The following is a 12,401-nucleotide window of genomic DNA, read 5'->3' as shown; positions in this document are numbered from 1 at the left end:
TCTAATGAGCTTGTCATATTTAGTTTATGTTTTCTAGTGCGTAGGTCAAGGTGTCTTCGTTAGGCGTTGCATCTAAGTCGGCGATTTGGTCCATCATTGCTTGGTGCGAGGTCATTTCAATCACCTTGTCGAGACGGCGCTCAAAAGCTTCGTTAGAAATGGATCCGCGACTATAGGTATGCACTAGCACATCAATTACGTTTTTAGTAAAAAAACTAGCTGATTTTGACATAAAGGCACAAAAGTCGCAGAAATATCATCTTGGGTAGACTTACGTATACCACCTAAAGAAGTTAAGCTTGGGATGCTTTAGGCACAAGCTCATCGAAGATTTATGAAAGCGCGTCTTCCGGTTGCTGCATTATTACTGTCTGAAAAAGCGAAGTACATCTATATTGGTCCCAATGGCCGTGATGTTCTCAACGCAGAAGATGTTTCAAAATATGAAAATAAGACTGAAAAAGAACTCGATACCAAATGTGCCAAATGCTTGGCAACAGGCCTGATGTTTTTGTAAAGAGTCCTAGAAAGCGTGTAAACTTACATAAATATTTTGCATCTGCTGACCAAGAGCCTAATATGCGCCTGCTGAGTAGGTCAATTCATAACTATGACTGTAAATTTCTAATATATTCCCAAAAGGGTCTTCCATATATATCATGCGGTAAGGTTTTTCACCGGGATAGTAATAGCGCGGCTTTTCCATGCGCTTTTTACCGCCGGCAGCGACTATAGCCTCGGCTAGCTCTTCTAGATTTGGATCTTGAACGCAGAAATGAAAAACGCCTGTTTTCCAATATTCAAAGTTGTCGTCAGGATTTTTTTGGTCTTTAAATTGGAATATTTCTACACCAACACGGTCGCCAGTCGACAAATGCGCTATCTTAAATTTTTCCCAACCACCTCCAAATACGTCGGTACACATTTCACCAATAGGACTGCTATCTTCTTTTATTTCAGTGGGTTTCATGATCAAATACCAGCCAAGTACCTGAGTATAAAATTCAACGGCCTTATCTACATCAGGAACCGAAATTCCGATATGTGAAAACGTTCTTGGGTATGCGCTTGTCATCATTCTCTCCAAATAATATTGTGTTAAGTTAGGCTAATAGTATATTCAAAAATCACTGTTTGTCTGTGTGATTATCAATTCAGTAGCCTTACTATAATCGCAATGATAAAGTATGAAAAATTATTATTTGGATTACTATTGAGTACCTTTTGTAATGATTAATATCATCTGGTTAAAAACATTTTGCACCTTGGCTGACATCGGTCATTTTACGCGAACCGCTGAAATACTCTTCATGACCCAATCGGGCGTTAGCCAGCAAATAAAAAAGCTGGAACAGCAACTTAGTACGCCACTGCTGATACGTGAGGGCAAGTCGTTCATATTAACTGACGCTGGATTACAACTTTATCAAGAAGGCCAGTCCTTGGTGACTGCCAATGAGCGACTTGGGCAACAGTTAAGGCAAGATGATGCATTCGAAGGAAGAATAAGATTGTCGACCCCCGGGAGTATAGGTCTAAACCTTTATCCATTTTTACTCGATTTACAACAGCAGCACCCGCAATTAATCATGACTCATGCATTTGCGCCAAACAAAAGCATTGAACGAGACGTGAGACTGCGCCATGTTGATTTAGGCATAATGACACAGCCAAGTTCATGCGATGATGTCTTGTGCGAAGCAATAGGACAAGAAGCTCTTGTATTAGTTACCCACAGTAGTATTCAAAAAATTGATTGGGACTTGTTACTGCAATTGGGTTTTATTTCACACCCTGATGGCAACCATCACTGTAATACTTTATTAAGCAGAAACTTTCCTCAATTTGAGCATGTGAGCCAATTTACTGAAAAAGGTTTTTCAAATCAAATAAGCCTTATTTTAGAGCCGGTAAGTCGTGGCTTTGGCTTCAGTGTTCTGCCCATGTATGCTGCAAAGGCATTTGCTGCGCAACACAAGATTTGTATCCATATTTTATCCGTTGCTGTAAATGAAACCTTATATTTGTGTCGCCATACCCAAGTAAGCCAAAGCCAACGTATAAAATTTATAAGCGAACGTATCAAACGTTTTTTAGCCATTAATTAAAAGTAATCCTATCTTGAGGTTTCAACTATCATAGGGTTTATGCTCACCTTGTGCCGACATTAGACCCATTTTTGATGCTAGATGAATTTGGTGCTCGTGACGCACAAGACTATATACTAGGTTTTCCAAAGCACCCTCATAGAGGCTTTCAAACCGTTACCTATATGCTAAAGGGTAAGATGGGCCACAAAGACGCCATTGGTAATTCGGGTGTAATTGAAGACGGCGGCTTGCAGTGGATGAATGTAGGCAAAGGCATTATTCATGAAGAAATGCCACAGCAAACGCAGGGCCGAATGCAAGGTTTTCAGCTTTGGGTGAATCTGCCTGCAAAAGAAAAAATGTCTGAGCCAGGCTATTTAACCTCAATTTTTAGATATACATTTGCAGGAAGGCTGCACTGTTTCATGGTCTGTTGACGCTAAGCAAAATGGTTTTATATATGTTTATGAGAGGATGTAACCGCTTTTTGTTTCAAGCCTCTACATCTAAGAAGTGCTGAGGTGCTGACTACCTTGCAAAACTTATAGTATTTCATATGTAAACACATCATCAAATCTACACTCAAATACGACTGCAATTTTAAAAGCGACTTCTAAGGAAGGTGAGTACTTACCTTTTTCAATAGCCATTATAGTCTGCCTGGTAACGCCAACGAGATCAGCCAGTTCTTGCTGAGTCATTTCATCAGCAAAAAAACGCTTTTCTCTGACCCGATTTACAATCTGAAATTGTGTCAGCATTAATAGCCTCTTCGATAAAAAAATATTTGCCCACCAAATCTCACTATTTCAGACAATATAAATGTGAACATTAAAATATGCGCAGTTAGCAATGGAATTTGCAGCGAAGAATGTTGTTCCGCAAATTCGGGGTTATATTCTAGCGTTATTATTCTTCCTAAGGTAATAACCACACCCACCACTAAGATTGAATAACCAAGACTATTAGCTTTATATTCGAAAGCTTTATCACGCTCATCGCTTTGCAATGCGGCTTCTTTTTTATTGCTTGCATTTAGTACTGCGTGGAAAAATATTTCAACCACAATGCTTAAAAAAACGGCTTGAATTAAATAATCTTTTGCAGCTTCTTTGGCTATTTCTGGCGGCTCACCAATCAGCATGAAAATGCTATAGAAGTAATACCCAAAAATACTGACCGTGCTAATAAATGAAATCCATGCGCTCTTTTCTTTAAATGACATGTCCATACTAAATTCTCTTAGATAATATGCGTGAAGAGTAATTTAAAATTAACTCCATGTCAAAAATATTATACATTAAGTTAATTTTAAAGAACATTTTTAAGATCATAGCAGATTTTAAAGTGGGCTTGCGTTATAAAAAAGGGGCAATGACACGGTGTTTTGTCAACCACGGTGCTGTTTAATAGTTATATTTAGGATGCACTCGCTTGAATTAGCCTTTCCATACTCAGTAAAATGGGTTCACGTATTTATGAGCCATCGCTAAGCAGGTACCACCGGGGCCAGTGTTCGCGGTGTCGCCGCAGTCGATTTATTGCAAGGTAGTGACTCTGCTCAAAAGCGGGCCGAGAAAGCCTATGGTGAACGGCCCTATGCCAAGATTATATTAGCGCTTTGAAGATTGCGTAATTTCCTTAAAAAAGGGTGCTTTAACTTTTTCTCATCCTTAGTAACACAACAATTGCAATTGCTAAAACAAGTATGGCGACAGCTTCGTAGAGAATGTTTTGCGGATCCATGTCTTTACCCTGCAGGATTATTAGGCGGGCAAGTGCGGTTATTGCGATAAAGATGGGGTATACAAATACCGAGTTTCTATCAGAATAAAATACCGCTACCATTGCAATAACTTCTAGATATAAGAACATGAGCAGTATGTCTGCAAGGATTATTGTTCTAGCCTTGAATATTGTCTGGATTTCAAAGCCAACACCGCCCAAAGTCAGCACTACTAAAAAAAACAATAAAATTCGTTCTATAATACTAAAAAGCCCTAAAACGACAGAGCGCTCCTTTTCACTTGGGTCAGGCCCGTCGACGACTTTTGCTGAGTCTTCTTTTGTATTAGCATCGTTATCATTTTGTTTTTTTGAAGTCATATGTGAGCTTAATTACCTGAATTGACGCTTCGCAAAGTAGATACTAACATAGCGCTAGTGTGGTAATTTAGCAAATATTCGACCATATTATATTGATAACAGACGTAACCGTGCCCCAAACATAAGTTATATTGTCTAGTCAATTTTTAGCGAGTACCATTGACTCGATTCTAAATTAGCGACATAGTCGACTCACATTCAAGTCTATCTTTCAATTGTTCCTGCCTCAAGAGCCCAACCAGACATATGCAGTATAAAAAAAACCTAATTGATCATTTAATATTGGAGCTTGAACAAGCCTACCAAGCAGCTTTAACTGAAGCAAAAAGGGCATACTCCACATCAACAGACAAAGCTAATGTTGCAGAAAATAAATACGATACGCTCGCGCTAGAGGCAGCCTATTTAGCCGAAGGTCAAGCTAAGCGCGCAGCACAATGCCTAGCTGATTTGAAAGCAACCCGCACGCTTGAAACGCGCGATTATTCACCAGGTGACGCCATTGCGGTAGGCGCATTAATTATCTTAGAAGATGAGCATGAAAAGTCATTATCTCTATTTCTAGCACCCGTAGCAGGCGGGCTAAAATTTGTAGTAGAAGAAAGGGCGATAATGGTCATTACACCATCATCGCCGCTAGGGAGGCATTTGCTGGGGAAATTTGTTGACGATGAGTTCGAGTTTACAGTCGGGTCGCGTAAAAAGAACTACTTAATCAGCGACATTGTCTAAAGCAATGGAGATACATGCTAGTCCACACGAGCTTAATCTACACCTTATTATACCATTGCTTTTTATAGCGCTTCTTAGCCTTTTCATATCTACAATATTAGCGCAGGCTGTGAGAAGAGCTAAAGATAAAAACTAAAGATAAAAACAGGGAGATTTTGAAAATCAAATTACAGCTCCGGTTCTTGTGTTACGGGCGCGCTCTGTGTAATCTCAAACGTTAACGGATTCTTCGCGCTTAACTTGCCGCCGGTAACCTTTACTGTATCTTCGCGAATAGCCTGCTGAATTTCCTTATTCACCTTATACATAAGAACAATACGCGCTGCGATAATCGCGGCAGCTACCGGCATTAGTATCGACACAAAATGTTCATAAGCCACTAGCGCTGGGGTGAATGTAAGCGCGGTCATTACCGCTAAAATAATAAGTAGCAGATACATTGAATAAGGCTTAAAGACAATAATCGTTTTGCCAGGGGTATGAGTGCGTTCAAAAAACAAGTTCATGCGCTACGCTTTCCTTAAAAATAAATAATAATGTGACGATACCAGCGAACGCACAGCGTTACGAGTTAACTGTTACTAAATCTGCATCGCCATCACGTTCACGCTCGTAATCTTTAGTGTGGTCAGACGCTAAAAGCATATACACGTTAGGTAGTACTATTAGCGTAAAAAAGGTGCCTACCAGCATACCCGCCACTAGTATTATGCCTATACTGTTTCGCGCTTCTGCGCCTGCGCCAGTCACTAGCACTAAGGGAAAGTGACCCAGCACGGTTGCTGCGGTGGTCATGAGTACGGGTCTTAGCCTTGTTTTTGCAGCGCTTTTGACCGCTTCTATTTTATGTAGACCTTGGCGTTGCATATGGTTCGCAAACTCTACAATTAATATACCATTTTTAGCAATAAGGCCTACCAAGGTTATAAAGCCTACTTGAGAATAGATATTGATGGTAGTGAAGTTTAAAAATGAAAACATCATCGCCCCGGCAAGTGCTAATGGCACGGAACCAAGCAGTACCACCAAAGGGTCTCTAAAGCTATTGAACTGAACCGCTAATACAAAATATACAAACACCAGTGCAATTAACAGCACGCCTTCTAATGTGCTGCCTTGTAGTCTAATTTGTCTTGATTCACCCGCATAGTCAATAGAATAAGTTTGCGGGAGCATTTGCGCCGCTATGTCTTCAAGGGCACTTAGACCTTGCTCTTTAGTGGTGCCGGGTATTACTTCACCAAACACTCTAAAGGCATTTTTTTGCTCGAATTTAGACAGTACTCGAGGCGCGGTTTCAGTTTGCAGTTCAGCAATAGCGCTAAACGGTATTGTGCTGGCGTCGCCTATGCGAATTTGCAAATCCATAATCGCTTGAGGGTTTAAGCGTTCGGTAGGCGAAAGCATGGGAATTACGCGATAGGCACGGCCGTCTTGGTTGTAGCGGTTCACAAAATTGCCCGAGAGCATAGTAGATAGCTGCCTGTTTACGCTGGCTAAGTCTAAGCCTAAATCGGCAATGCGCTCTCTATCTAAGATAAACCGAACTTGGGGCAGGTCTATTTTTAAATCGGTACTGGCGAATAAGAATTTGCCCGAGCGGTTGGCGGCTTGCACCATTTTGTCGGCGTAAATTTTCATGTCGGCATATGGCTCGGTGCTCAGTACTACCAGTTCTACCGAAAAGTTGCCGGCGGTGGGCAAGGCCGAATCCAACACTGGAAATGCCTTTACCCCGGGCACCTGCGACAGGCTGCCAAAGGCCTGCCAGTATATTTCTTGCACGCTTTGACTACGCTCGTTAACAGGTACAAAGTTAAGGCCAGAAAAGCCCGCCGCAGGATTCACTATTTGCCACATGTTTGTCGCGCCTTCAAGCTCAAGTAGAGTGTCTACCACGTCGTTCATGTGCGTGAGTGTATAGTCTAAAGAGGCCTCAGGCGCCGACTCAATAATAACGTTTATACTTGATTGGTCCTCTGTAGGCGCCAGTTCTTTTAATGAGAGTAGATAAAACGGTACGCTGAGCAAAGACAAGATAAAGCCAGCCACTAAAATTTGCGATCTTAACGACATGGTTTTATCAAGCACCTTGCCGTAAAATATTTGCAGTGATTCAAAATAGCCATTTATCTTTTTGGTTATTTTGCCTTCCTTGCCGCCTTCAGGGCTAGCATAAGCTGCCATAATAGGAGACAGGGTTAGTGCGACTATGCCTGAAATTATGACCGCTATTGCCAAAGTAAATGCAAACTCTTTAAACAATGCACCGGTTAAACCCGTTAATAAGCCTATGGGCGCATAAACAGCCGCCAAGGTAATCGTCATACTTATTATAGGCGCAAGTAACTGGCGAGAGCTGGCAAGCGCCGCTTCCATTTTGCCCATGCCTGAGCGCATGTAGCGCGCCACATTTTCTACCACCACTATGGCGTCGTCTACTACCAAGCCCACCGACAATACTATGGCCAACACGGTTAACAGATTAAGGGAAAAACCTACCATATACATGGCGGCTATCGCCCCTAGTATCGAAATAGGAATAGTCACTAAGGGCACTAATGCGGTACGAAACGAGCCCATCATTACCAGCACAACTAGACCTACCAACAACACCGTTTCGGCTAGGGTGATGAATATTTCGCGCAGCGAGTCGCGCATATAAATAGTGCCGTCAAAGCCGTCGGTAATGCTTAAGCCGCTAGGCAAGGTTTTATTTATTTCGTCTATCATTACATATAGGCGATCGCCAATTTCAAGCTCATTCGCGCCGGGCAGGGGCCAAACCGATATGTACAGTACTTGCTCTTTGTCTAAACGAGCGGTGGTGACGCCTTCTTCTTCGCCTAACATAACAGTGGCGATGTCACGAATTCTTACCTGATTGTTATTGCTATCGCGCACAACCAAATTTTCAAACTCTTTTACGCTGCTTAAACTGGTGTCGGTTAATAACGATATGCGCTGCTGATCGTTCTCGCTGTTGCCTATTGTGGCAATTAAGTTATTAGCGCGAAGTGCGCTAGACACGTCGTCGGCAGCGACATCAAGCGCCGCCATTTTTTGTGGATCTAGCCAAATTCGCATGGCCGGTGAGCGCGCGCCTTCAAGCCCAATGCGCTGAACACCGGGTATTGAAGCCAAAGTAGGCGAGACATTTCGGGATAAGTAATCGCTTACTTCCAAGCGTGACATACCTGCGTTTTCTTCATCATAATTTACGGTTAAGTAAAAAATAGCGAAGGGACGGTCGGCTCTTACAACTTGAATAGCGGGGTCTTCAGCGCCTTCGGGCAGTTCAAAGCGAATTTGATCGATACGTGATGATAGTTCCGCTAATGCGGATGAACTGTTTTCATTGAGTTTAAGCCAAACGGTTACAAAACTCAGGCCCGGTGTGGTGTTTGAATCTATATAGTCAACGCCCGGCACCGACGATACAGCCCGTTCAATGGGTTCGGTTATAAACCCTTGCACAATTTCGGCTGAAGCGCCTACATAAGGCGTTGTTATTTGGATAGACGCACTGCTGATCTGCGGAAATTGCAGTACCGAAATATTCATGGCAGCGCGTATGCCAAGCAGTATAAGCACTAGCGAGAACACAATAGCAAGCACCGGGCGCTTGCTAAAAATGTCCATTTTGGAAGGGGTGTTTAATAAAGTGGCACCGGCTTCATGTTTGTCTAGCGTGTTAGATCCGCTGTTTATTTTGTCATTCACTTATAGTGCCTGCTTACAATTGTGCGATGAGTATGGAAAGTGCGTAACAGATTGCTCTGATGCTGATTATTCTTTAACGTACGTTAGTATATTGGGAAAGAGTTTAGCTGAGCCTACGGTAGCCACTAGTTCACCGGCCTCAACGCCGCTTGAAATGTGGCTTAAATCGGCCTCTTTACTCACCACGTTCACAGGTTTGCGCGTCGCTCTATAATTGCCTTCATCGTCTTTAGTTAGCACATATACAAAGCTGCCAAAAGAGTCGTAGCGAATAGCTTGGTTAGGCAATGGAATAACCGGCTTTTCATCGCCCGTCGGCAGCTGTAGCGATACGACTGCGCCGGGGCGCATGTTTTGCGGCGGGCTAACTATTTCAGCGCGGGCTTGCAGTGTGCGCGAACTTGTATTTAGCTGTTGATTAACCGCTACTATGGTTGCTGATGTGGCAGCATTAGCGTCTTGTAAAGGGCGCGCGCTGGCCAATGCCTTAGCATTCACCATTATCAAGGTACCTACTTTAATATTAGCGTAAATTTGTGGCAGATTGAAGTCAACCCACACGGCCTTATCTTTCCCCGTAACATTTATAAAAAAAGTGTTAGCGGGTAAGTAAGTACCAACTTTCCAATCGTGAATGCTGGTGTATCCCGTGAAAGGCGCGATTAAGGTCTTTTTAGCAATGGTAGCTTCTAATGCCCGCGCACGTGCTTTATTTATGGCAAGCTGAGCGCTTGCACGATCAAGCTGCTCTTTTGAAGATGCACGCACATTCAGCAAATCGGCAAAGCGTTGCACTTCAAGTTTAGCTAAGTCAATTTGAGCTTTCACAGCATCTAGCTGCGCCATTTCGGTGTCTACATTGAACTGCGCTAATATGTCGCCTTTGTTGACCTTAGCAGCCGATCCCACATTTACCGTGGTCAGTATACCTTCAACTTCATTACGTACATCAACGCTTGCTTTAGATCTTACTTGGCCCACTACCGTGACGGTCGGCTGAAAGCTAGACCACCGTGCTTTAGTTGCTTCCACTGTTTCGCTGGCTTCAGGAAAAGACGCACCAAAGGCCATTGCCGCTTTTATTTGCGTAAATTTCACAAAGCCCAAGCCCGCAATAATCACCAGTAGGGAAACAATGGTGATTAGCCAGCGTTTAAGTTGGAGCATGTATTCATTCCTTATAAATGGTTAACCATGAAGATGATGTAAAAGCTATAATTAGAAAAGCAACATGCAGTCCATAATATTACTGTATATGCGTCCGTAAAGACTATTAAATATCGTTTATTTATAAATAGATGGGTAAGGTAAAGGTGCTATAAAAAATTCACTTTATATGCAAAAGAATAGAAGTAATCAGGAGCGAGCGTGCGACCTTAAACGCGTTTTAGCAAATCATAGTAGGTGAAATTGCACCGCCCATGCTTGTGACTAAGGGCACAAAAAAATTAATTTATCTTACGTTAAACGTTGAGGCCTTGCATATGCGGGGCCTTCTTTCACCAACTCGTTTAGCATTTCTCTAACTTAGCATATGCCAGCATAAGCCATTTACTGCCAATATCGTCAAAATGCACCTGTACTCGGCCATGCTCGCCGCTGCCTTCATAATTCAACACCGTGCCTTCCCCGAACTTGGCGTGCATAACGCGTTCTCCTAAGGCAAAACCGCTGTCGACAAAAGAGGTATGCGAGGCTTGCCCGCTAAACCGATTATAAACAGGCTGGGCGACCTGCGAGCGCAAGCGTATTTCTTCAATGAAGTCGCCAGGAATTTCTCTCACAAAGCGCGATATAGTGTGGTATTTATCTTGGCCATAGACACGCCGTGTTTCTGCGTAAGTGATTATTAGTTGTTGCATAGCACGGGTCATGCCCACGTAGGCTAACCTGCGCTCTTCTTCTAAACGGCTGGGTTCTTCATTGCTCATATTGCTAGGGAACATACCTTCTTCAACGCCGGCTAATATGACTAAGGGGAATTCGAGTCCTTTTGCGCTGTGAATGGTCATAAGCTGCACCGCGTCTTGGTCTACATCGGCCTGGGCGTCGCCGGCTTCTAAACTAGCGTGGGCTAAAAAGGCGGCTAAGGGCGTCATTTCTTCGGTATCGTCAGGTATTTCAAACTGCTTAACAGCGGTGACTAATTCTTGTAAGTTTTCTATTCGCGCTTGCGCCTTATCGCCTTTTTCTGCTTGATACATGGCGTATAAACCAGAGCCTTTAATGACGCTGTCGGCTTGTTCGTGCAGCGGCATGTCGAAGGTGTCTTTTGCCTGCTTGTCGATGGTGCCAAAAAAGCTAGCCAGTGCTTTTGCAGCGCGCCCCGACAGACGTTTTTCATTAAGCATTGCTTGGCCTGCGTCCCACATGGATTTTTCGTGTTCACGCGCAAACTGGCGAATAATGCCTAGCGTTTTATCCCCTAAACCGCGAGCGGGTGTGTTAACCACCCGTTCAAACGCAGCGTCGTCTACGGGGTTACTGATTAAGCGTAAATAGCTTAATGCGTCTTTAATTTCTTGGCGTTCAAAAAATCGTAGTCCGCCATATATTCTATAGGCCATGCGTTGATGCAGTAAGGCTTCTTCCAGCACACGTGACTGGGCATTGTTTCGGTACAAGATGGCGCACTCGCTCAGCGCGGCGCCTTGTTCATGAAAGTCTTTAATACGCGACACAATAAAGCGCGCTTCGTCTACTTCATTAAAGCCGGCGTAGAGAGCGATCTTTTTGCCTTCCTCGCCCTTCGTCCACAGCTCTTTTCCTAAGCGGCCGCTGTTGTTGTTTATAACCGCGTTTGCCGCACTTAGTATATTGCTGGTACTGCGATAGTTTTGTTCAAGACGAATGGTTTGGGCGTTAGGAAAGTCTTTCAAAAAATGCGCTATGTTTTCAACATTAGCGCCGCGCCAGCCGTATATTGATTGATCGTCATCGCCCACAATCATCATGTTGTTGTCTTTGGTGGTGAGTAGCTTAAGCCAAGCGTACTGAATGTTGTTGGTGTCTTGGAATTCGTCTACTAATATTGAGCGAAAGCGTTTTTGATAGTGCTTTTTAAGTGACTCGTTGTCGCGAATAGTTTCATAGCAGCGCAGCAATAGTTCAGCAAAGTCGACTAGGCCTGAGCGCTGGCAGGCGTCTTCGTAAGCCTTGTAAATATCGCGCATTTTCTTTTGCGTGGGGTCGTCGAAGGTTTCAACTTGGGCGGCGCGAAGGCCTTCGTCTTTATTACCGTTTATGAACCACTGCACTTGTTTGGGTGGCCAGTGTTTTTCGTCTAAGTTTAAGGCTTTTATCAGGCGTTTTACTAAACGATACTGATCGTCGCTGTCTAAGATAGTGAAATTTTGCGGTAGTTTCGCTTCTTCATAATGTAACCTAAGCAAGCGATGCGCTAAGCCATGAAAGGTACCCATCCACATATTTTTGAGTGAATTACCCATAAGCCTTTCAACGCGCGAGCGCATTTCTTTTGCCGCTTTGTTTGTAAAAGTTACTGCTAGCACACCATAGGGGGATATATGCTCCACTTCAATTAACCATGCAATCCTATGCACCAGCACGCGTGTTTTGCCACTGCCTGCGCCCGCGAGTATGAGCATGTTTTGATTGGGTGCCGCTACAGCTTCTCGCTGTTTATCGTTTAGTTCGTCAAGAAGAAGGGAAACATCCATTCAATAGCCTTTATATATACGTGATAATGTGAGTAAAAGCGATTTGCTTATATATGCTAAATATAACAAG

General features: G+C 43.3%; 12 protein-coding genes and 1 pseudogene. 4 read left to right on the top strand and 9 right to left on the bottom strand.

What is annotated here, in order from left to right:
* Positions 1 to 19 precede the first annotated feature (19 nt).
* A complete protein-coding gene (locus BAE46_RS03790; protein WP_070111782.1) occupies positions 20 to 232 on the bottom strand; it encodes a hypothetical protein in 213 nt (70 codons plus the stop codon).
* A gap of 102 nt (positions 233 to 334) precedes the next feature.
* Between BAE46_RS03790 and BAE46_RS03785 the strand changes: the two genes are divergently transcribed.
* A complete protein-coding gene (locus tag BAE46_RS03785) occupies positions 335 to 517 on the top strand; it encodes a hypothetical protein (RefSeq protein WP_006002281.1) in 183 nt (60 codons plus the stop codon).
* Between the two features lie 57 nt (positions 518 to 574).
* Here BAE46_RS03785 and BAE46_RS03780 read toward each other — a convergent pair whose 3' ends face one another.
* Positions 575 to 1,075, bottom strand: coding sequence for a lactoylglutathione lyase family protein (locus tag BAE46_RS03780; protein WP_006002280.1), 501 nt, complete (start codon positions 1,073 to 1,075; stop codon positions 575 to 577).
* Positions 1,076 to 1,229: 154 nt separating this feature from the next.
* Between BAE46_RS03780 and BAE46_RS03775 the strand changes: the two genes are divergently transcribed.
* Together BAE46_RS03775 and BAE46_RS03770 are read left to right on the top strand one after the other, a co-directional pair.
* Positions 1,230 to 2,108, top strand: coding sequence for a LysR family transcriptional regulator (locus BAE46_RS03775; RefSeq protein ID WP_006002279.1), 879 nt, complete (start codon positions 1,230 to 1,232; stop codon positions 2,106 to 2,108).
* Positions 2,109 to 2,158: 50 nt separating this feature from the next.
* Positions 2,159 to 2,467: pseudogene (locus tag BAE46_RS03770) on the top strand (pirin family protein); the annotation flags it as partial.
* A gap of 165 nt (positions 2,468 to 2,632) precedes the next feature.
* Here the strand turns inward: BAE46_RS03770 and BAE46_RS03765 are convergent.
* From BAE46_RS03765 to BAE46_RS03755, 3 genes are all read right to left on the bottom strand, one after another.
* On the bottom strand, positions 2,633 to 2,851 hold the full coding sequence (locus BAE46_RS03765; protein ID WP_006002277.1) for a helix-turn-helix transcriptional regulator: 219 nt from the start codon (positions 2,849 to 2,851) through the stop codon (positions 2,633 to 2,635).
* On the bottom strand, positions 2,851 to 3,321 hold the full coding sequence (locus BAE46_RS14730) for a hypothetical protein (protein WP_006002275.1): 471 nt from the start codon (positions 3,319 to 3,321) through the stop codon (positions 2,851 to 2,853). Before BAE46_RS14730 ends, BAE46_RS03765 begins: the two co-directional genes overlap by 1 nt.
* A 425-nt stretch (positions 3,322 to 3,746) precedes the next feature.
* Positions 3,747 to 4,196 (bottom strand): phosphate-starvation-inducible protein PsiE, encoded by a 450-nt coding sequence (locus BAE46_RS03755; protein ID WP_070111781.1) that lies wholly within the window; start codon positions 4,194 to 4,196, stop codon positions 3,747 to 3,749.
* Between the two features lie 246 nt (positions 4,197 to 4,442).
* Here BAE46_RS03755 and BAE46_RS03750 point away from each other — a divergent pair, with 246 nt between their 5' ends.
* Positions 4,443 to 4,928, top strand: a complete 486-nt coding sequence (locus tag BAE46_RS03750) for a GreA/GreB family elongation factor (RefSeq protein ID WP_070111780.1) — start codon at positions 4,443 to 4,445, stop codon at positions 4,926 to 4,928.
* Positions 4,929 to 5,095: 167 nt separating this feature from the next.
* Here BAE46_RS03750 and BAE46_RS03745 read toward each other — a convergent pair whose 3' ends face one another.
* From BAE46_RS03745 to uvrD, 4 genes are all read right to left on the bottom strand, one after another.
* Positions 5,096 to 5,434 carry a hypothetical protein gene (locus BAE46_RS03745; RefSeq protein WP_070111779.1) on the bottom strand — a complete coding sequence of 113 codons (339 nt, stop codon included), beginning with the start codon at positions 5,432 to 5,434 and terminating at the stop codon, positions 5,096 to 5,098.
* Positions 5,435 to 5,492: 58 nt separating this feature from the next.
* Positions 5,493 to 8,570, bottom strand: coding sequence for an efflux RND transporter permease subunit (locus tag BAE46_RS03740; protein WP_051987255.1), 3,078 nt, complete (start codon positions 8,568 to 8,570; stop codon positions 5,493 to 5,495).
* A 147-nt stretch (positions 8,571 to 8,717) separates the two neighbouring features.
* Positions 8,718 to 9,818 carry an efflux RND transporter periplasmic adaptor subunit gene (locus BAE46_RS03735; RefSeq protein ID WP_070111778.1) on the bottom strand — a complete coding sequence of 367 codons (1,101 nt, stop codon included), beginning with the start codon at positions 9,816 to 9,818 and terminating at the stop codon, positions 8,718 to 8,720.
* 344 nt (positions 9,819 to 10,162) lie between these two features.
* Positions 10,163 to 12,331 carry a DNA helicase II gene (gene uvrD / locus BAE46_RS03730; RefSeq protein ID WP_070111777.1) on the bottom strand — a complete coding sequence of 723 codons (2,169 nt, stop codon included), beginning with the start codon at positions 12,329 to 12,331 and terminating at the stop codon, positions 10,163 to 10,165.
* Positions 12,332 to 12,401 lie beyond the last annotated feature (70 nt).

This window comes from Glaciecola punicea (assembly GCF_001756615.1).
Classification (GTDB): Bacteria; Pseudomonadota; Gammaproteobacteria; order Enterobacterales; family Alteromonadaceae; genus Glaciecola; species Glaciecola punicea.
The sequence above is the reverse complement of the archived record's forward strand: the minus strand, read 5'-3'. Positions and strand labels throughout refer to the sequence as shown.